Origin of the sequence: Nostoc sp. UIC 10630 (assembly GCF_010747425.1) — a bacterium.
Classification (GTDB): domain Bacteria; phylum Cyanobacteriota; class Cyanobacteriia; order Cyanobacteriales; family Nostocaceae; genus Nostoc.
Map to the genome: position 1 here is coordinate 1 of NZ_JAAGOG010000048.1, position 21558 is coordinate 21558.

Here is a 21558-nt window from a genome sequence, read left to right on the forward strand (position 1 = left end):
CTACCTTTCCATGATCCGTATTATGGTGAGGCGACTTGCTTAATTTTTGACTCCCTAAAACTTTTCAAACACCCTCTAAGACAATTTTTTGGATGAGCGATGCGATCGCATTTAAACTGTTGTCTGGATGAAAAATAACCAGCACATTACCCGTGTAACTATTAGCACGAGCTTGCAAGATTATTTTATCCTCTAATAATCTCGATTCAAGATATCTTTTGAGAGCTTCCGAATGATAAAGCCCATTTACTTTATATCTAGCTCTTCCCTTAACAGCAGTATGTATTGCTTGAACCCAATGGGTTTGATTAAGAAGTTTTTGACAACGAGGAATACCCATTTGTTATTGATAATAAAATGCTTGAATTGAAGCTAGGCAAAAAATATTTTCATTAATTATGGAAAATCCCGGTTTTTTACGGCTAATTACTCTTAACCAGGAATCATTTTAATAGCTACTATATTAGCAACTACATAAGATTTGGTTCGCTGGCAGATTTCAGTTTCAAAAGCTGGGAATTCCCTTTGCCATTGCCTTGTAATCGCCATCGCTTGTTAGGCAAGATAAACATGATGGCAGATTTTAACCTCTTAATTATGCTTCTTGAGGTAGAAAGCATCCGTTCCCAAATATCTATTCTAAACCTTCGATATACAAGAACATTACGTGCTTGGTTAATCTTGCGCGTATTATCAATTAAGTTGATTAGAGCATCAAAGATAGCCCCTACGATTGATTTTGCCATTACCTCTTTTGGCAGAACCACATCTTGAGCAGTTTGAATCAGATTAAGCAGATGCTCGCGCATTTGATTATCTGAAATTGTACCTACTTTATAATTGATGACAATGGATGCAGCTTTTGGGTTAGCACGGACATTTGTAACTCTAGGATCGGATTCCATCGCTAATTTAAGTTGATTAGCATACTCAGTATCTCTGCCTAACAGAGGAATACGAAAACGAATTCGTCCAGGAATTGTATGGACAATACTATAGAATATCTTTTGGGATGATGCTGCTTTCTTAGCTACGCTTTTAGTTGCCTCTTTTGGTGGTAAACGCAGGTTACTACTAGCAGTTTTGCCAGAGTTAGACCGTTTTATAGAAGTCATCGTACTATTTTTAATTTCAAAAAATAAAAAACGTAACCAGGCTGATAAACTTATCTATTGATGTTTTAAGAGAGCGCTTTATTGAACTGCATTAACTTTACTCTAGTTATACCTATTTTTCCGAATGAAAAAATCTATCTCAGTAGTGAATCTAGTTCTCGTTGCTATCAAGTTGATTAAGTTTCTTTAATACTGTGTTTATTTTAATTTACAAGGATTTAACCACATTTTATTGACATATAAGGAGTTTCATGTCTTACGGTTGAGTCACTATACTCCCAAGTAGTAACATCAAAGCTATGTATAAATTTACTGGATGACAGTATTACCCTGATTTCATGTAAGCCTTACTTATTTATTTTATCAAAACAGAATTCAGGAGTCAGGAATCAAAATTCATTCTAAATTTTGACTGAAAAAGCGGATGGTACTGCGTCTTGTAGAGAGCGTCTTGATTATGACTTTTAAATTTTTCTTCAATTAGTTTCTAGGTATGTGTTTATGCAACAAGGGTTAATGTTACTAATTCAACTGGTACTAGAGTTTGCACCTGTTGTTGCAGAGCTAGTCCAAAATAGAAATAAATCTAGTTTAGGACTGAGTAAATATGAACCGATTGAGGCAATCCCCGAAATACTCAAAGTTCTAAATCCTGCAAATAAAAAAAGCGGCGATGTTGAAGATTTTGAACAAGCAAGAATTTTCCAACAGCAATTAGTAGCCGATAATCACCAAACGCGATTAAAAATAGCCGCACAAGAGCGAGAAACAGCGCTTAAGTTACCAGAAGTCAATAAAATTTTGGATAGCTGGCCCTTAAGATTATACCCTTCACAAATTTTAGACCACACCAATTATGGACACACTCCACTTAAAATTTTTATCGCTCCTCCTCAAGTAGATTTTGACCAATTTGGCGCTCGTAGAGATGAAAATATTTTTCAATTTGAGTTAATGTTAGCTGAAGGATTAAGAGATTTTCTCAACAAAGATTACTCTTTACATAGTCAACTTAGACCAACAGAGTTATTGGCAGGAGCCTGGGATAGTAAGCGTTTTCACAGTGAATCAAGTATTAAAGCTCTGTTTGGAATGTTGAAAACAGAGCCAAGTTTGATTTTAGAGTCAGAAAACGATGGAGATTATTTAAATTTTAGGATTGCCTACTGGGGTTTAGGGCAAGAAAATTATTTTTATAAAACAATTGCTCGTTTACCTTATCGAGAAATTCTGGAAGAATCTGCTAAAAGGCGGGCATTAGAATGGAAGAAAATTAGAGATGAACTTGTAGCATTAGGAGAAAAATTAGAGGAAGTTAATCAGCTTGGAAAAGATAATGTGATAAATTTAGAAATTTTAGAAAAGGTAGAAAAATGGCATGAAAAAGGAATTGATATTAGTAAGTTATCTTTACAATATCAAGTCAATCGTCAGGATTATGAAAAACTTTGCCAGGTTTTGATTACCTATCACTGTTTGGTTGCAGGTTGGGTAGCAGATATTTACCACCTGGTTGATCGTGGTGTACCTCCGCTACTACCAGAGTTGCTGCCGAGTTTGCTGTCAGATACTTTTGATTTACAATCAGTATGGGTTATCGCATCTGGTTACAAACAAGTTTACCAAGCTCTGGAAAATGAGCGCTCTTACTGGATTCCAGAATTGGCTTTAGAATTAGCCCAGAGTTTATGCCATTTAAGCGATGCCTACGGCGGTAAACTACGCTCTTGGGCAAACGAACAGCTAAATTATTCTGTGAGTACATGGTTACAACTACGCCAAATATCATCAAACGATTCTCCTAACCCGCTTCAGGAAATGCAATCAGCCGTCAGCGTTAAAGATGAGGAATATGTAAAAAAGTTAAGAGAATATTTTGTCGCGGTGGGTGATACTCAGAGTATTGCTGATGTTGATGAAATTTTAAATCGCATCGCCAACCTCAAACACCAAGTAACATTACAACATATCCTTCTCAGCCATACCCTAACTGGACATTCAGAAAAAGTGACATCTGTCGCCATTAGTCCTGATTGTGAAACTTTAGTTAGCGGCTGTGCAGATAAAACCATCAAAGTATGGAATCTTAAAAGCGGTAAACTTATTCGCACTCTCACAGAAGATTTAGGCAAAATTTCCTCTGTTGCGATTAGTCCTGATGGACATTATCTCGCTGTTGGTATTTGTCAACACCCCAGAAGTAATGTCAAAGTATGGAATCTCAATTCTGACAAACTCCTTCACACTCTATTAGGACATCAAAAACCGGTTAACTGCATCGCAATCAGTCCTGACGGGCAAATTCTTGCCAGTGGTAGTAATAAAATCAAAATTTGGAATTTGCATAAAGGCGATGCCTACGGCGGGCTATGCCAACGCATTTCTACCCTTTGGCATTCATCCGCAGTTAATGCTGCTGCTATCAGCCCCGATGGTACAATCCTTGCTAGTGGTAGTTCTGACAACAAAATTAGGCTGTGGAACCCACACACAGGAGATCCATTACGCACTCTCAATGGACATTCCGGTGAGGTAAAATCAGTAATCATCAGTCCTGATGGAGAAATTCTCTTTAGCGCTAGTGCAGACAAAACTATCAAAATTTGGCATTTAACTACAGGCAAAGTGTTACATACCTTGACTGGACATTTAGAAGAGGTAAGATCCTTAGCTGTTAGTCCTGATGGAGAAATTCTCTTTAGCGGTAGCGTAGACAAAACCATCAAAATTTGGCATTTACAGACGGGAGAGTTACTGCAAACTATCACAGAACACTCAGGGGCAGTAAACTCTATTGCTATTAGCCATGATGGTCAATTTTTGGCTAGTGCTAGTTCTGATAAAACCATCAAAATTTGGCAGATAAATTAAGCTTTTTGGTTACTTGTTTGCTGATTCTTCTTGGCTAGTTCCATGTAGCTTAATAAAGCTATCAAAAGCATACCATGCTAAAACATACCAAGGAATAACTTCTAACTGTAACCCTTTCTTAAATAATTGCCGTATCGAAAGACTAGCTAATCCCAAAGGGAAAAGAATTCGCAGATCAAAATCACCATGCGTTGACTGTTTGACGCGCTGGTTTAAGTCAACAAGCGCAGATGATACTCCTGCTGCTGCCTCGGTGTTACCCTCAGTAACATCAGCAAAAATTATTCCTAAATCTTTAAGTGTTGCTAGCACATTTTCTAGACTGCCATCTTTCCCATCGTCATTGATAACAATACTGCCATGACGGACATTTGTTTTAACTTGATTAATGTGAGGATTTGCTAACAGAGCATTGGCGATGCTTTGCATTTTTTCTGGTTGACGATGAGAATGAGCCACTCTCAACCGTAATCTTCCGGGAGTCGAACTTACAACTTTTGTAGATATCGGTTTTGGTGGTGTTTTGAAAGTGGGTTTGTCTATAATTTCCGACATTCTATTGTAAGTGCTATAACCATTTGTCAACATACAACTGCCTTTTTGACTTGTATGAAGGTGGATTCTTTGTTGTGGGTTTGTTATTGTCAATAATTAAGGAAAAACGAACCGCAGAGGACGCAGAGAACACAGAGGAATAAGAGGAGCGAGAGAGACGTAGACGTAGGTTGGGTGAAGCGGAGCGCAACCCAACATATATCAGAATGTTGGCTTTGGCAAAGCCTCCAACGCCACTTGCTACAACGCGGGAAACCCGCGCAACGCAGTGGCTCCCCAACCTACAATTTTTTTGCTATTTTCGTAGGTGCGTTAGGTGGAATACCGTAACGCACCTTACTAATTTGATATTTTGGTAATTGGAAGTTGCCTATGGCAAAGATTTTAACTTGCTAATGGGCAGATGAAATTACGCACCATTATCGGCGACATTATCCGCATTGGTGGCACTAGCTTCAAATACGGGTGTTTCTTTTTCATCAGCGAGTTCAGCTCTGGCTTCGGCTACCATGTCTTCCCAAGTTTCTCCCATTTCTGCAATGGTTCCCTTGCTTCTTTCATAAAGACCAATTCCGCCTTTGATGACTGACTTGACGAAGGGTTTACCAACTCCAGCGACAATGGGCAGCAGAACAGGTGCTAAGAGGACTGCACCAATTCCGACTATAATACCGGGAGCGCCTGCATCTTCAACAAAATCACTAATTTTAGCCATATTCAATTTCCTCCTATTAATTGAGAAATCTGGGAAAGCTTTTTAAGATACTCTTGTCGGCATAGTTGCATCATCTTGCCGATGGTAGAGTTTTATTTTGACGACTTTTAAGAATTGGACGCAAACCGTTGACTCCGGCAACTACGGTTGAGCCATTGTTGACTACTGTTGCAGCTAAGGGGTTAAGACCAAAGAAAACGGCGATCGCTAATGCTGCTAAATTAGGAACAGCAACAAGTCCTGTGTTTTGCCGAATCAATTGCTTGGCTTGACGAGCGATCGCGATCGCTTCTAATAAACCATGCAAGTCATTCTGCATCAACACTAAGTCTGCTGTCTCGCGGGCTATCTCAGAACTGTTGGCAAAGGATACGGAAACATCAGCGTAGGCTAAAGCTGGCGAATCGTTGATCCCATCGCCTACAAATGCAACTGTCTTTCCTTGTTCGTGTAGTTGGCGGACAACTGTTGCCTTTTGTTCTGGAAAAGCTTCGGCGTGAGTATGCGTTGGCAAAATACCAAGTTGAGCAGCAACAGCAGTAGCAGTTCGCTTATTATCGCCGGTTAACATGTGAATCTCTACACCTTCGACCGTCGAAAGTGCTGTGATGACTTCCCGGCTTTCGGGACGGAGAACATCACTATATTTAATAATACCTTGAAGTTGCCCGTTGCTGGCTACATAAATCGCTGAATTTGCAGATTTTTGTTGACCATTTAACGCTTCGGTATCAATGCTACTGGAGCGCAAAAAGCGATCGCTCCCAACATAAACTGTCTCTCCATCAATCTGAGCTTGTACGCCCAAACCTAGTTGATAGTCCCACTTAGTACGCGGCAAAATTTCCACTTGCTCTGCTTCGGCATAGCGAACAATTGCCTCTGCTACTGGATGAGTTAAACGCTGTTCGGCGGCAGCTGCCAATTCCAACACCCGCAATCTTGAGGTTGCTGGATTGAGACTTTCCACACTCACAACATCGACTTCTCCTTTAGTCAGTGTCCCCGTTTTATCAAAAACTATAGTATCAACTTCTGCTAGTTGTTCTAACGCCCGTCCACTACGGATGAGAATCCCCCGCCGCGCTGCATAAGTTAATGCTGCTAAAACTGTTGTCGGAACTGATACTCGAATACCTGTAGCAAAATCTAGAGTTAAAACGCTGGCTGTCCGTGAAGGGTTGCGGGTTGCGGTAAATACTGCCCCAGCAAGTAACAAAGTTGGCATAACAGCTTTTTGAGCAAATTTCGTGGCATAATTCTCCATCCGCGTATCGTGGACAGGCGCTTCTTGCATTAACTTAATGCTCTGTCCGGCGCGGGTATCATTGCCTATCCATTCTGCAACAATATAAATTCGTCCTTCTCGTACCAACGTTGAGGCAAAAACTGGTTGTCCCTTTTTCTTCAGTACTGGCATCGACTCGCCAGTTAGTTTCTGCTCATCTAGGAGGGCCTTACCTCGCAAAATGCTACCATCAACCGGCACTTGTTCGCCAGGGTAAACAATTACTGTATCGCCACGCTGTACATCTTGAATGGGAATTTGCTGCTTTTCGCCATTGCGTTCCACCCAGACAAATTGCCCTAAAGAACTAAGTAAATCTAAAGTTTGTTGAGCAGAAGAACGAGCCGTGCGATCGCGGATATTTTCGCCTACTTCAATTAAACCCAGCATCAGCGATGGTGTGAGAAATTGCCCTTGGAAGGTAGTAATAGCGATCGCCATTAAATCCAAAAAGTCAATATTCAATTTTTGCTCTCCCCTAATACCTTCCCAGGCTCGTTGCATAACAGGTAGTGTAGCTAGAGCGATTGGAAGCACCACTATCAAAGGCGGGATCGGTAATCCTAACGGGCCTCCCAGCACTGCTAAAGTAGTCGCAACAGCCGAGAGTTGTAAACCTGGCCAAGAGTTCTCTTTTTTGGTTTCCGATAAAGATGCAGAGTTTTTGAGAACGACTACTTCACTTGCAGCCTGAATCAAATCGTGAAGGTGCGATCGCATCTTCGCATCGGAAACTTTATCAGATTTATAAGTAACTGCAACTGACATTGCCGCAGGCTTGACACGGACATTCTTCACCAGCGCATCTGCTGTTAGCAATACTTCGAGACGCTTGGCATAATCGGCATCACAGCGTAAACGAGGTAGGCGAAACCGCAGCCTTCCCGGAGTTGTATGGACAATGCTGTAGGTAACATTAGGGAACTCTCTTCGAGAATGTCCATTAGTGTCAGTTAAAGAAGCTTTTCCATTCCCTTCCAACACAGTGAATTGAGATTTTGGAGGTGATGGGAGTTGCAGTGCTACTTTTGCCATTACTTTTGTTTAATCCAAAATTGTTACACTTCGATGAAAATCCAGGCTCTCTGCTGGGGTAAATAGAGCAAATTAACCATCAATCCGGGGAGATTGATTAGCTATCAACATTTTGGTTATTTGTCATTTGCTGGATTAGTTAGCTAACTTATGGCTGTGGCGGGATCATTGGCAGATTCAATTAGACTGGCTAGATGAGATATTGCTGCTGACAAAAAGCTTTGCACTCGCTTCTGAGAATTCTGCATCATTCCAGTTTTATAGGTAATGACAACTGATTTAGCAGCGCTATTAACTCGCTCACTGGTAACTGTAGAATCTGATTTGAGTAATGCCTCTAACCGTTGGACATATTTGGGATCGCAGGCAATTCGCGGCACACGAAACCGCACTCTTCCGGGAATGGCATGAGCAATGCAATAAGCTACTTTTGCAGGTTTTTTTGGTTGTTGAGTTACAAAATGAGCCGAAGATACCGAATTGCTTTTAGTCTTAGAGACTGATGTATCCGCAGAAGATAAAGAGAATGTTGCTGATTTCTGCTTCTGTGGTTGCATTGTTGGCTTTCTATCCTGCCTGTCTTCTGTTGCCACTAATGCTGAGTATGGTTTCAATTGGTTTGCAGTTGCTAGTACCACTTCTGGATTACCAGCCAACTGAATCAAATTAGCCAAATGCGATCGCATTTCAACATCTGACACTACATCAGATTTATAGGTAATAGCAATTGACCCTACCATAGTATTATTGACTTGCCGATCTATTACCAAAGGCTCATTAGCAAGCAAGGCAACAAGACGTTCTACATATTTTGGATCTTCGCTAATCTGAGGAATGCAAAATCCCACTTGTCCAGGAAATGCACAAATAATGCTATACACTACCCTTGAAGGCGGCGTTGCTGGGTAATTAATCTTCTCTGTGACTGTTCGCTCTGGTTTTTTGTCTAAATCAGCTACCGATTCTAAATTTAAAACAGCCATAATTCCCCTCCAGTATTCCGCAATTTGAAACTGTATATTAGGTTCCCAAGGGTAAGTTCGCCATCATGCCTAATGAGAAAAACATCGCAGGCGGTTTTAAGTTAGTCCACAGACTGGATAACTCTGAAGTTATTTCGCTTGCTGTTGTTGAGTTGATAACTTCAGGAGTCTGACTAACATTTAAACTTATTTGATGTGACGTTGTTGCGTCTGTAATTTGATTCGTCTGACTAACTTCTTGGAGAGGTTGGTTAGGCGTTGTAATTTGCTGCGTTGGTGGGTTTGTCTCCAACGCTAATTCCATCAAACTCACCCAATAAGATAATGGAATCTCACGAGACTGATAAGCGATCGCGATCGATGCTGCATCAAAATTCATCCGCACACTTGTAACTTCAGCATCGGTTTTTACTATTCTCTCAAGTCGCCGCCCATAAGCTCGATCTTGAGCGATTTTTGGTATATGGAAGCGAATACGTCCACTAATTGCATGGATGACGTTGTAGTCAATCTTTGCAGGTGTTGCCACTTTGCTAGTTTTCTCAAGATTATTTGTTAATTCTTCTTGTTGGGCACTAGATTGGCGTTCCTCTTTTGATAATTGCGATATCGCAGAACTGGTATTATTGCCGTTGTTTTTTTCTAATGTCGGAACTTGAGAGCCAAGATAACCAATTACACCACGGGTTGCATCCGCCGCAATCACATAAACTGGAATCGATACCCAGCCATGAATTCCTAACCCTCCTGTTACCGCCAAGCCTGTCATCATCGGAATTAAGGAAATACCCTGCTCTTTCCAAAATGAAGGTGATTTCCAAGCTGCAAAGGGATCGGTTTTGTGAGGTGAATCAGATGAAGCTTGCGGCTGTTGAATGTCAATATCTGATCTTAACGCCAAAATTTGCGGTAATGACAGCTTATCTTCATCAAAATTAATTACCAGACTGCCAGTTTGCTCATTCACAGTAACTTCCCTCACACCCTCTAAGGAGCGTAAATCTTGGGCTATGCTGTCTAATATCGAGTTAAGACTACTGTCAGTGGTGCGGAGTCGCACGCGTCCAGTAGTGACATGAACTATTTGCAACCCAGCTGGAGGCTGTAACTTCGTTGACTGTGCCATCTTAGTTGCTTTGTTCTGTAGAGATTAAATTAGGAGATACTTTCTGGACAATATTTAATTTTTCACAATTACTAATATTTTTAGTCATTTACTTGATTACCCAATAGCTAGATCAAGTGAATAGGTTAACAATAGATTAAATTTAGCTTAAGTCTGGGTATAGAGTATGTGTCTTCAGAATTATTTTTAACAATAATTTTTATGATAATGATTATCTAAAAAAGACAGACTTCCGAAAGCTCCCACTTCACCCTTTAGGCAGGTGCGAGTTATTTAGTTTAGACATAATAGAGGTAGATTCTCGCTCCCAGAGTTGAACATAATTGCTGAGTACGCAATTATGCTAATAATTTGTGTTCAAATACAGAAACCAGGGTATTTTGGCATTTCTAAGGAAGTAAAAGGCTGAAAGAATTGATATTGTGTATAAGATTTTATGATCGAAGTTGAACATCTGAGTAAAATATACGGTTCCACCCCAGCGATTACTGATGTAACTTTTAGCGTCGAACCTGGGGAGATTTTAGGGCTTCTGGGCCCCAATGGTGCTGGTAAAACTACAACCATGAGGATTCTGGCGGGTTATTTACCGGCAACAAATGGTAATGCCCGCATTGCTGGCTATGATGTCCATGAAAATTCCCTGGCTGTACGCCAACGCATTGGTTATTTACCCGAAACACCGCCGTTATATCCAGATATGACTGTGGAGGGATTTTTGCATTTTGTTGCCCAAATAAAGGGAGTTCCAGCAGGCGATCGCCCCAACAAGGTAACAGCCGCTATCAAACGCTGCAACTTAGAAGATAAGCGGCGGGTAATTATTCGCAAACTCTCTAAAGGATATCGCCAACGTGTAGGAATTGCTCAAGCGATCGTCCACGATCCACCAGCGATCATTTTAGATGAACCCACCGTTGGACTCGATCCTCGACAAATAATTGAGGTGCGGAATTTAATTAAAAGCCTCGCTGGGACTCATACAATTATTCTTTCGACGCACATTCTGCCAGAAGTGAGCATGACTTGTAGCCGTGTCGCTATTATTAATCGCGGCAAAGTTGTGGCAACTAACACCCCAGAAAATCTGATGACTCAGTTGACAGGCGGTTCCGGGTATGAGTTGGAAATAGAAGGAGAAGCTGCCCTAGCGAAACAGGTATTGCAAAATGTCGCGGGTGTGAGTCTGATAGAATCAATTCCCACCGCCGGAGGTCATCACCCACAGGCAAATCGCGCTTATCTGCGGGTGATATCGCAACCGGGAAAAGAACCAGGAAAGGATATTGTTGCAACCTTGGTGCGTGCAGGCTTTGGTTTGCATGAACTGAAGCGAGTTAACGCCACCTTAGAAGATGTGTTCTTGCAACTGACCACAGAAGAAAAGAATTTCGAGACTGAGGTAGACTTAGCAGCAGACAACGAAGGAGAGGCAGCGTAAATGGGTGTAGTGCTAAGTAATATTATTGCCATTTATCGCCGAGAGTTACAGAGTTATTTTGTATCACCTTTGGCTTACGCGATCGCAGGCATATTTTGGTTCATCGCCGGGTTATTTTTCGTGATGATTTTGCTAGGGCCAGATGGCATTTTGGTAGGAGTCGCCGCAATAGATGCACAAGGTCAACAACTAGGAGTACCAACACCACCGATAGATGTCCCCTACGAATTTGTCCGAGCATTTTTGGATCGTATGGGGTGGCTATTGTTGTTTATCTTGCCAATACTCTCAATGGGACTCTATGCCGAAGAACGCAAGCGCGGCACTTTAGAACTATTAGCCACGTCACCAATCACCAATTGGGCAGTAGCAGTAGGTAAGTTATTAGGCGTGCTAACATTTTTTATCACAATGGTTGTACCCATGCTAGTGTTTGAAGCGATCGCCATTAGTGGATCAAATCCACCAATGGCGCTTTCAATTCCCTTGTTGGGTCATTTTGGATTAATCTTACTAGCAGCAGCAATCTTATCTGTAGGAATGTTTATTTCTTCTTTAACAGACAGCACAATTTTGTCTGCCGTCCTTACATTTGCAGTAATTTTATTATTGTTATTGATTGATTTAATCGCCAAAATTGTCCCTGGTCCAGTGGGTGAAGCTTTAGGTTATTTATCATTGTTGAAACATTACAACACCTTAACTCAAGGGATTTTTGATACAAGTGCCTTAATTTTATTTGCTAGTTACATTTTTTTTGGCATCTTTCTCACCGCTCAATCAATTGATGCACTGCGCTTTCAAAGGCAGTAGTCATTTGACAAATGACCAATGACAAATGACAAATTATGAAGATAGTTGCAAAGAAGAAACTGTGGAAATATCTATTTTGGTTGGGCCCATTCCTAATTGCTGTCGGCTTAACAGCTGGGTTAGTTTCTGAACATTGGGGGCTAATTCCATTAGTATTTCTGATTGCGGGAGTTGTAATCAGTGGGTTAGGGATAATATGGCAAAGCTATGAGACTAACTGGTGGAAACGTCGTTCTACCCAAGCCGGGACTAATGCTGTAGTAGCAACTCTAGCAGTATTGGCAATTTTGGGATTGATTAACTTTTTGGGGACTCGCTACCACTTGCGATCAGACTTAACAGAAAGCCAATTGTTTACCCTTGCGCCCCAGTCACGAGAATTGGTGAGTGTTTTACCTCAACCAGTTAAGGTGTGGGTGTTTGATGTTAACCAAAATCCCCAAGACCGAGAATTACTAGAAAATTATCAACGGCAAAGCTCAAAATTTAAATATGAGTACATCGACCCCCAAACTAGACCAGGACTTGCAGAAAAGTTTGGCGTTAAAGATTACGGGGAAGTTTATTTAGAATCTGGTAATAAACGGCAATTAGTACAAACAGTAAATCAAAATGAGCGGTTGTCAGAAATCAGATTAACTAGTCGCCTGCAACAACTAACAAATTCAACCACAGCCAAAGTTTACTTACTCCAAGGTCATGGCGAACGCCAACTTTCGGCTGGTAAAGATGCAATATCACAAGCAGTTCAAGGATTAGGCGACAAAAACTTCACAACATCACCACTGAATTTAGGAGAAACTTCCAAAGTTCCTCAAGATGCGTCTGTTGTGATAGTGGCTGGCCCCAAGCGAGGGCTATTTGAAGGCGAAGTCAAAGCTTTGCAAGAGTATCTTAATCGCGGCGGTAACTTACTGCTGATGATTGATCCTAATACCGATCCCAAACTTAACAGCTTGTTACAAGAGTGGGGTGTTCGTTTGGATAATCGTTTAGCAGTTGATGTCTCTGGCGAAAGCGTCGTGGGACTTGGCCCTGCTGCACCCTTAGTCACAGAATACGGGCAACATCCAATTACCAAAGATTTCGGTAACGGCAATTCTTTTTATCCGATTGCCCGACCACTGGAAATTATCTCTGTACCTGGTGTTCAGGCTACTCCATTACTACGAACCAAACCCTATCCCAATAGCTGGGCAGAAAGCGACCTTCAAAGCGAAAAATTGGAGTTTAATGCAGATAAAGACCTAAAAGGGCCTCTAACCTTGGGCGTAGCCTTAACAAGAAAACAAGCAGCTAAATCTGCTTCAACTCCTCAACCTGCACCGAAACCTTCGCCCCTACCATCACCAACTACCCAAAGCAAAGCTTCTCCCACTCCCCCTGCAACGCCAGCCTCTCCTGCCTCCCCTACTCCCAATCCTTCATCGCAAACAGCCACCGAGTCAAGGTTAGTAGTTTTAGGAAATTCTGATTTCGCCACCGATGGCTTGTTTCAACAGCAATTAAATGGAGATGTATTCCTCAACTCAGTTACTTGGTTGAGTCAACAGGATCAGCAACCCCTTTCCATTCGCCCCAAAGAACCGAAAAACCGTCGGATAACCCTGACAACCACACAAGGCAATCTTTTAATATTGTCATCTCTTTTGGTTTTACCTTTAATTGGGTTTGCGATCGCAGTTATTATTTGGTGGAAACGACGGTAAGAAGTAAGTTAGGAGTTAGGAGTCACAAGTAGAGATTGGAGAAGAGTTTTTTCTATGCCCAATGACCAATGACAAATGACAAATGACAAATGACAAATGACCAATGACCAATGACTAAAAAATGAAATTGCCGAGAACGACTTTAATTTTGATACTGCTAGCGCTGGGTTTAGGTGGTTTTGTTTACTTCTCTGAAATTCGGGGTGCGACTGTGCGAGAAGAAACCAAAGAGGAAAATAAGCAAATTTTCTCTTTTGCCGCCGATGATGTGCAATCTCTAACAGTTAAAACAAAAAAACTCACCCTGAACCTGGAACGTAATCCTGAATCTAGTAGTAACCCCAAGTGGTTAATCAAATCTCCAGTATCTGGCCCAGCAAATGACGCTATTGTTTCTTATTTGATGGATTTGTTGGTCAAAGGTAAGAGCGATCGCACCTTATCAACTCCACCAAAAGAGCTTGGGCAATTTGCTTTAGATGAACCCCCAGCAACCATCAATATCACCCTAAAAAATCGGCAAAACCATCAGTTGATTTTGGGTAAATCTAACTTTAACGGACGTTTTTTATATGCTCAAACAGACCCTGCTGCTAAACCCAATGGAAATATAAACGTGCTGTTGGTATCTACAGATTTTGCAAATGCCGTGAATCGGGAATTATCAGAGTGGAAGCAACCTGTAGACAATAGTCAGAAACTTCCTCCGCTCACCATTCCTAAACCGACTCCGACAAACAGTAAATAATTAATTCAAAATCTGGCGATATTATGATGACAAATCCCACAGCAACATTGCTGATTTCCTGCCCAGATCAACGGGGACTAGTGGCGAAATTTGCCAATTTTATCTATTCTAACGGTGGTAATATTATCCATGCAGATCAGCATACAGACTTTGCTGCTGGCTTATTTCTCACCCGTATTGAATGGCAGCTAGAGGGGTTTAATTTGCCGCGAGAATTTATTGCCCCTGCATTTAATGCGATCGCACAACCTTTAGGTGCTAAGTGGGAAATACGTTTTTCTGATACAGTACCACGCATTGCTATTTGGGTCAGTCGGCAAGACCATTGTCTATTTGATTTAATTTGGCGACAACGTGCTAAAGAATTTGTGGCTGAAATCCCTTTAATTATTAGTAATCATGCTAATTTAAAGGTAGTAGCAGAACAATTTAATATTGACTTTCAGCACGTTCCCATCACTAAAGACAATAAATCAGAACAAGAAGCCCAACAACTAGAATTACTCCGCCAGTACAAAATAGATTTAGTTGTATTAGCGAAATATATGCAGATTGTTAGTGCAGATTTTATTAATCAATTCCCGCAAATTATTAATATTCATCACTCATTTTTACCAGCTTTTATCGGTGCAAACCCCTATCACCGAGCTTTTGAACGTGGGGTAAAAATTATTGGTGCAACTGCTCATTATGCTACTGCTGATTTAGATGCAGGGCCAATTATTGAACAGGATGTAGTGCGAGTGAGTCACCGTGATGAAGTTGATGATTTGGTGAGAAAAGGTAAAGATTTGGAGAGAGTTGTATTAGCAAGAGCGGTGCGATCGCACTTACAAAATCGTGTATTAGTCTATGGGAATAGAACAGTCGTATTCGAGTGATTGATTTTATATCTGAACGAATATAATTTTACAAGAGATGAGTATAAAAATATTAAGAGTTATCGCTGGGTTTGCAAAAGCGAAGTTAAATAGTTAACAACCTCATAGTCATAAGATATTATGATCCCTGACAACTTCATCGTCCGCACAATGAAAAGGTCGGAAATTGATTTGGCAATTACTTGGGCAGCAAGCGAAGGTTGGAATCCAGGAAGGTATGATGCTGAATCTTTTTATCAAACTGATAAGAACGGTTTTTTATTGGGTGAGTTGAATGGTGAGCCAGTGGGGTGTATTTCTGCTGTCGCTTACGATCAACACTTTGGCTTTCTAGGTTTTTACATTGTGAAACCCCAGTTTCGTGGGCAGGGGTTGGGTATGAAAATTTGGAAGACAGCAATCGACTATCTCAGTGCTGATCGTAACATCGGCTTGGATGGTGTAGTAGCTCAACAAGATAACTACAAAAAGTCTGGTTTCCAAATCGCTTATAAGAATATTCGTTATCAAGGGGTGGGTGGCGGTGTTATGCCTGCTGGTATCATCGACCTGAAAACAATGCCTTTTGAAGAGTTGGTGGCTTACGATTGCCAACTTTTTCCTTCTAAGCGTCCAGTGTTTCTGCGACATTGGATTGAACAGCCAGAAAGTACTGCTTTCGGGTTTCTCAAAAATGGATATCTTGTTGGTTACGGAGTTATCCGGCCTGCCCATACAGGTTTTCGGATTGGGCCACTGTTTGCTAATGACGAACAGATTGCTGAAGCATTATTTCAAGCCTTGCTTGCAGAAAATCCTCATGCTCCAGTGTTTTTTGATGTACCCGATGCAAATGTACAAGCAATTAACCTAGTTCAACGTTACCAATTGGAGCCAGTCTTTCAAACTGCTCGGATGTACACTCAAGAAATTCCTAATTTACCTATTGATCGCGTCTTTGCTGTGACAAGTTTGGAACTAGGATAGAGACAGACAAACAATGTGTTTAGATCCCTAATATACAATCCCACTGTGAGCGCATGAATTTTTCTATGAATCTGCGTGCATCAAATTTAATGACTTTTAAAAGCGTCTTCATGAGTAATCCTCAATTCTCTCGATAGCACTGCTCAATCAAATATGTGAACCCTGATCGAAATAAATACCCTTGAGTTTCCAAAAATTCAAGCGTCCTGGCTATTACAATTCGGCGATCGCAGTAGATAAATTTCTGACAGTGCCGGGAAGGAGTTGTAACTGTGCGTTCCGAATTAAACCTTCAAATGTTAATGATCAGCAATGGATTGCTGGTTTTTCAAGTGAACACCGCGAGCATATTACTAAACAAAAACATCTCCAAAAAGTGTGACAGCTTTTGGAGATGTCTAATCAACTGCAATAATATTAAGTTACACGCTGATGCTATTAGTCACAAGCCTTGGTTTCAGATAGTTGTAATTTATTAAACGACTCTTGTTGTTCAACTCAATTTCCCGCTCTGCTTCATTCAACTCCTGCTGGAATTTAGCTAAAACATCCTGAGCCTCTGGGTCTAAGAATTTATCATCATAGTACCCTAATCTGTCATAACGGTAAGCCGACAGGATAAATAAAATCGATAATTGGTCAGCAGTTTGCTTTGACGGTGGCAGAAATGATAATAGACTTTTGCGGTCAGGAATAGTACCTTCTGCTGTCATTTGTTTATAAGCAGCAAGAGGCATATTGGGCATAAAAGTCATATATTCATATTGTGAATAGTTAACAGCAGCGTGTTGCGGCCCACAAGTGAAGATAACCGCAGTAGCAATATCAACTAATTGGTCTAATATGTCGATGCGGTCGCTAATACCCTTGACTCGTCCGCCTGATTTGGAAACTAATTCCTGCACCCAACTTTGTAATTCCAAGTCTGCTGCTAAATCTTGGGGAGTTTTGTAGTATATCTGCAAGTATTCAGACACAAACTTTTTAATGGCATTCCACAATAACAAGCCATCGTCTCGATAGGGATAGTGAGGTAAGTTGTCTGGATCATCCATACCCCGATTTTTTAGTTCAGTAGGTAAAGAAAACTGATCTAAGCTCCATTCTGTATATGCGTTAACGACAATTTGCAATGACTCTTGCAGAGTTCCAGCTAGCAATTCGTCAACAGGCCCACCTCTACTAATTAGGCGCTTACGAGCCAAGTCATTATTAGCCAACATGAAACGGAAGTGGGGTTTTAATAATAAGTTGAGGGGATGGTTCTCGGCTAGTTGACGCGCTGTGACAATAGCAAAGGGTTCCATAACAAAGTGAGTTCGACACAGATGGCTACTCATTTCATGATGGTTAGCATCAGCAATTTGAACACAAAGCTTGGCATGAAACCAGGTTAAAGGGTCATCAAAAGGCGTAATTAGCTGGCTCTGTTTGCCATCTGCGGGGTTGATTTGGATGGCAATCGGTACGAGTTGACCGCGATCGCTAAAACCAGAACTGCGCCAACAAAAAAATGCTACAGGGGTTGGTAAAAACTTCTTACCTCTTTCATAAGTTCCCCCTTTAACAAACGTAAGCGCTCTGTAATCAGCTACATATAAATTCCCATTGGCAAGTTTTTCTACTAAGTTGATAGAGTTACCAAACTTCTCTTGTAGTTCTAAAATTGTAAAGGCAAAGCCATCTGGCATTTTCTCAATTCGGCGTAAAACTAAAGGATTTGCACCACAAAGCCGTTGTTCACAGAAAGAGTTATCAGTTTGGTATGTTTTGATGACATTAGGTTTAGGCAAAACTGGAAAATAGTCTTCATAGTCTTGCAATTCATCTAAAGGGTCCCATAAAGAACGGGTTTTAACGGCTAACATATTTATAGGCAGTTCTGCTGTCTCTAATGTCCGTTCAGCAATATACTTAGTTGAAAAGTTTTCTATAGAAGGTACATTTTTTAGCATTGCCATAGGCGCTAAAAAGTCGTAATCAAATTCATACTCCCCTTGGTTTCTCTCTAGCAATATTTGACGCTTTGTAGGGTCAGGATCATTTTGAGGAAGGTATGGCTTCATAACTTTTTGTGCCAATTTAAGCTAAGAACAATAACAGGTAATTTTACCTCTAAAATCTGGATTTTAAATTTTCACATAAAATATTTAACAGCGTTTATTTTGGTCTATCTGCAAACGGCAAAATCTAAAGGTTTTAAACCGCTTACTATGAATCAGGCTTACTTATTGCTGTTATGCAGAATATCCATATTTGTAAGATTTCTTCACTGATAGTCAAATTCTCATGGGGAAATTACGTCGTCAAGGGATTTGTAGAGGCACTTGATACAGAAGGTGTGCGATCGCATCATAATAAAGAAATATTAAGCAGATTTTCAGAAAACTCTCAATGAGCCAGACTACCTTAAATTTAGTTGCAATATCTATCTTTCTCATGACCCTATCGGTACTGCTGGGGCCATTCTTGAATTTGTCGCCAGCAGTACCAGCACTTGCAACCTTCGCGATCTTAGGCATAGCTACGTTAGATAGTTTTAGCTTGCAAGGCAAGGGTGGTACTATTTTTTTGGATTGGATTGCTGGTTTTTCAAGTGAACACCGCGATCGCATCGTCCACCACGAAGCAGGGCATTTTTTGGTTGCTTACTTGCTGGGGATTCCCGTTACCGGCTACACACTCAGCGCTTGGGAAGCCTGGAAACAGGGGCAACCTGGGCAAGGTGGTGTTAGCTTTGATGATGGCGAATTAGCTTCTCAATTAGAAGTGGGTAAAATCAGTGCCCAAATGCTAGACCGCTACTGTACTGTTTGGATGGCTGGTATTGCTGCTGAAACCCTAGTTTTTGATAATGCTGAGGGTGGATCTGATGATAAAAGCAAACTGATTGGAGTCTTGACAGTTTTGGGCTTTTCTGAATCAGTTTATCAACAGAAACTGCGGTTTCATGCTCTCCAAGCAAAAACCCTACTACAAGAAAATTGGTCTAGTTACGAAGCTTTAGTTAATGCTATGCGACAACGCGCTTCGGTGGAAGATTGTCATGCTGAGTTAGGAGTGGGGGAGTAGGGGAAGAATTAATGACAAATGACAAGTGACAAATGACAAATTATGAAGAAACAACTTTCAAATGTGAAACATGAGATAGGTAGTTTGAGTGAATAACCCGATTACGCCCAGCATTTTTAGCCTGTAAGAGACATTGATCGGCACGATTCAGCAGACTCTCTCCTTGTTCATCATCATCAGCTTGCAGACTAGCTGTGCCCAGACTAATGGTGATATTAATAGTCAGTTTATTACTGAGTGCAAATGGTTCATCGCTAACTACGCGATTAAGACGACGGGCTACTAATAGTGCTTCCTCATCGGTAGTGTTAGCCAGAAGAATCACAAATTCTTCGCCACCATAGCGGAATGCTGTGTCTTGACAGCGCAGATTGTGTCGCAAACGCTGACATAATATTTGCAAAATGCGATCGCCTACTAAATGCCCATGAGTATCATTAACTTTCTTGAAATGATCTACATCCAGAATAATCAAACTCAGGGAAGTTTTTTGAGTTCTAGCTCTTTGAATTTGTCTGGGTAAGTCCCATTCTAAAGCACGACGATTATTTAATTCTGTCAACGAATCGGCTAAGGCGATCGCTGATAACATATCATTTGTCCGAATCAAATCTCGATATTTTTGTGCTTTTCGCAAGCCAACAGTCAATTGAGCAAGTATTAATCCATGATTGGCAGTCAACTCTGCTAAATTATGGTCTGTTTTTTCATCAATAAGATGCCAAATATAAGCATCGGCTCCTTGCTTTAGGGCCGCAGCACTCATCTCTAATTCTCTGTGCCAACCCTTATTTCTATCAGTAAACTGCTGGAAACGATCCTCAAATAAAATACAATATATCCAGGATAGTTTGGTCTGCTCTTTCAACCAATTGCACAGTTCCATACTGCCATCCAAGCTAGCCTGCACAAGCATTATATCGGGAGGCGCTATTTTAATCCGCGACACTATTTGATTCAGATTGTCTATAACTTCTACATTAAAAGCAGTCGCATAACGGATCTGATCTGGAAGTGTGGCGATAAAATTATTTTTTCCAAAGACCAGAATAGAAATATTCATTGTTTTATTATTTATCCTATTTAAATTTTAAAGAGATTAAGTTGAGTAATTTACTACTATCCTTGCCTAATATTAAATATTATCTTTTAGGCTGAGTTAGATTTCTGGTTATATACTTTTATTTACACCGAATCTACAATATTTTCCCAATTCTTATCTCCTTTCAAGGGTTTATATTCACTACTAGCGTTTCTGAAATATTCACTTATGACAACTAATGTCTTATTTACACTATGTTTTTCAAACAGTAAAAATACTGAATAATATTGAGACTCGTAAAAACTATTCATGTGCTTTCTTAAGTGTTTTTTGACTGACTAAATTACGAAAATAAAGAGTTTGGAATAACCTCCACATTAGATAAATGAATTTCTTCTTAAGAAGAAAAATAAAGAAATTATAAAGTTTTTAATTCAACGATCAAATTTAGATTTTGATCACCGAATTAAAAATGTTATTTTTCATAGGAGACTTCAGCCTTTTGGTTTATAACCTAGGCTTTAATCAAGTATTAAGGTAGGAGTAGAATTGCAAAAGCAATGCGAACTACATAGACAGCAAAGCTCCCTCCTGCTATGGACAAGAGCTTTCTGGGACTAACAAACTCTATAATTACAAAGCGAATTTGTCGGGTGAAAAATCCCCAAATTAAGTGAGACGTGAAACTTGGGTTCACAATGTGTTAGCAGGATAAACAAAATATCTCTGCCTACGCACTTTATCTGTCTTTCTTGATTTAACTCACATCTTTTGTTTAATTGATTGCAACATCATAAATTTCGAAAAAAGAAGCTAAATAAAAAGTTTGATGTCAAAACCTGCCCCTAATGTGGGTAAATCAGTGAAATTCCGCTCTTAGAAAAGTAAGCAATATTTGATACTTTCAGTTTTAGTGCCATTTGCTACCCTAGTATGGGAATTTTAAACTATTTCTTAAGGATTAATCTTAAAGACCAAAATTATGATGTCTAGGACGGACCCAGATGCAGCACATCCTACCAGAGCCAGATAATGGTCTAAAAGCATCCTCATCACTGTGTATAGCTCACAGACTTGTACAATTTGCTGGCGGTAATATGAAACAAAATGCAAGAATATATAAAGCTATTTATGAAAATACACTTACCCAGTGCCGCTACGCCCAAGTCTAGAAGAGTCTAAAGTCTCAAGTTAAAAA

General features: G+C 40.4%; 18 protein-coding genes and 1 pseudogene. 10 read left to right on the plus strand and 9 right to left on the minus strand.

Translation table 11 applies throughout. The annotated features are described in order from the left end of the window. Nucleotides 1-73: 73 nt before the first annotated feature. Together G1O98_RS14010 and G1O98_RS14015 are read right to left on the minus strand one after the other, a co-directional pair. A pseudogene (locus G1O98_RS14010) lies at nucleotides 74-340 on the minus strand (PA-phosphatase); the annotation flags it as partial. Nucleotides 341-470: 130 nt separating this feature from the next. Next, complete coding sequence (locus G1O98_RS14015) at nucleotides 471-1115, minus strand: HMA2 domain-containing protein (protein ID WP_163929368.1); 645 nt, start codon at nucleotides 1113-1115, stop codon at nucleotides 471-473. A gap of 501 nt (nucleotides 1116-1616) precedes the next feature. Between G1O98_RS14015 and G1O98_RS14020 the strand changes: the two genes are divergently transcribed. After that, on the plus strand, nucleotides 1617-3986 hold the full coding sequence (locus G1O98_RS14020; protein ID WP_163929369.1) for a WD40 repeat domain-containing protein: 2370 nt from the start codon (nucleotides 1617-1619) through the stop codon (nucleotides 3984-3986). 9 nt (nucleotides 3987-3995) lie between these two features. On the opposite strand, the gene G1O98_RS14025 is transcribed toward G1O98_RS14020, so the two are convergent. The 5 genes from G1O98_RS14025 to G1O98_RS14045 all read right to left on the minus strand — a co-directional run bounded on the left by G1O98_RS14025 (nucleotide 3996) and on the right by G1O98_RS14045 (nucleotide 9688). Further along, entirely contained in the window at nucleotides 3996-4541 is a 546-nt protein-coding gene (locus G1O98_RS14025; RefSeq protein ID WP_243458436.1) for an HMA2 domain-containing protein, read from the minus strand. 409 nt (nucleotides 4542-4950) lie between these two features. Further along, entirely contained in the window at nucleotides 4951-5256 is a 306-nt protein-coding gene (locus tag G1O98_RS14030; RefSeq protein WP_163929371.1) for a DUF5132 domain-containing protein, read from the minus strand. 70 nt (nucleotides 5257-5326) lie between these two features. Beyond that, nucleotides 5327-7579, minus strand: a complete 2253-nt coding sequence (locus G1O98_RS14035) for a heavy metal translocating P-type ATPase (RefSeq protein WP_163929372.1) — start codon at nucleotides 7577-7579, stop codon at nucleotides 5327-5329. A 143-nt stretch (nucleotides 7580-7722) separates the two neighbouring features. Further along, a complete protein-coding gene (locus G1O98_RS14040; RefSeq protein ID WP_175586671.1) occupies nucleotides 7723-8562 on the minus strand; it encodes a hypothetical protein in 840 nt (279 codons plus the stop codon). 37 nt (nucleotides 8563-8599) lie between these two features. Beyond that, a complete protein-coding gene (locus G1O98_RS14045; RefSeq protein WP_163929373.1) occupies nucleotides 8600-9688 on the minus strand; it encodes an HMA2 domain-containing protein in 1089 nt (362 codons plus the stop codon). A gap of 436 nt (nucleotides 9689-10124) precedes the next feature. Here G1O98_RS14045 and G1O98_RS14050 point away from each other — a divergent pair, with 436 nt between their 5' ends. The 7 genes from G1O98_RS14050 to G1O98_RS14080 all read left to right on the plus strand — a co-directional run bounded on the left by G1O98_RS14050 (nucleotide 10125) and on the right by G1O98_RS14080 (nucleotide 16628). Next, entirely contained in the window at nucleotides 10125-11129 is a 1005-nt protein-coding gene (locus G1O98_RS14050; RefSeq protein ID WP_163929374.1) for an ABC transporter ATP-binding protein, read from the plus strand. Then, the gene (locus tag G1O98_RS14055) at nucleotides 11130-11942 is read left to right on the plus strand and encodes an ABC transporter permease (protein ID WP_163929375.1); all 813 of its coding nucleotides are present in this window, start codon (nucleotides 11130-11132) and stop codon (nucleotides 11940-11942) included. It begins immediately after the preceding gene. A 35-nt stretch (nucleotides 11943-11977) separates the two neighbouring features. Beyond that, nucleotides 11978-13651, plus strand: a complete 1674-nt coding sequence (locus G1O98_RS14060; protein WP_163929376.1) for a Gldg family protein — start codon at nucleotides 11978-11980, stop codon at nucleotides 13649-13651. A gap of 121 nt (nucleotides 13652-13772) precedes the next feature. Next, on the plus strand, nucleotides 13773-14399 hold the full coding sequence (locus tag G1O98_RS14065) for a DUF4340 domain-containing protein (protein ID WP_163929377.1): 627 nt from the start codon (nucleotides 13773-13775) through the stop codon (nucleotides 14397-14399). A 26-nt stretch (nucleotides 14400-14425) separates the two neighbouring features. Then, nucleotides 14426-15280: a formyltetrahydrofolate deformylase gene (purU, locus tag G1O98_RS14070; RefSeq protein ID WP_163929400.1), complete on the plus strand. Its 855-nt coding sequence runs from the start codon at nucleotides 14426-14428 to the stop codon at nucleotides 15278-15280. Nucleotides 15281-15430: 150 nt separating this feature from the next. Then, the gene (locus G1O98_RS14075; RefSeq protein ID WP_243458437.1) at nucleotides 15431-16246 is read left to right on the plus strand and encodes a GNAT family N-acetyltransferase; all 816 of its coding nucleotides are present in this window, start codon (nucleotides 15431-15433) and stop codon (nucleotides 16244-16246) included. 181 nt (nucleotides 16247-16427) lie between these two features. Continuing rightward, on the plus strand, nucleotides 16428-16628 hold the full coding sequence (locus G1O98_RS14080) for a hypothetical protein (RefSeq protein WP_163929379.1): 201 nt from the start codon (nucleotides 16428-16430) through the stop codon (nucleotides 16626-16628). A gap of 40 nt (nucleotides 16629-16668) precedes the next feature. On the opposite strand, the gene G1O98_RS14085 is transcribed toward G1O98_RS14080, so the two are convergent. Further along, nucleotides 16669-18312, minus strand: a complete 1644-nt coding sequence (locus tag G1O98_RS14085; protein WP_163929380.1) for a lipoxygenase family protein — start codon at nucleotides 18310-18312, stop codon at nucleotides 16669-16671. 328 nt (nucleotides 18313-18640) lie between these two features. On the opposite strand from G1O98_RS14085, the gene G1O98_RS14090 reads away from it, so the two are divergent. Further along, entirely contained in the window at nucleotides 18641-19318 is a 678-nt protein-coding gene (locus tag G1O98_RS14090) for a hypothetical protein (protein ID WP_012407348.1), read from the plus strand. A gap of 40 nt (nucleotides 19319-19358) precedes the next feature. Here G1O98_RS14090 and G1O98_RS14095 read toward each other — a convergent pair whose 3' ends face one another. Next, entirely contained in the window at nucleotides 19359-20381 is a 1023-nt protein-coding gene (locus tag G1O98_RS14095; RefSeq protein ID WP_163929381.1) for a diguanylate cyclase, read from the minus strand. Nucleotides 20382-21364: 983 nt separating this feature from the next. On the opposite strand from G1O98_RS14095, the gene G1O98_RS14100 reads away from it, so the two are divergent. Beyond that, nucleotides 21365-21532, plus strand: coding sequence for a hypothetical protein (locus G1O98_RS14100; RefSeq protein WP_163929382.1), 168 nt, complete (start codon nucleotides 21365-21367; stop codon nucleotides 21530-21532). Nucleotides 21533-21558 lie beyond the last annotated feature (26 nt).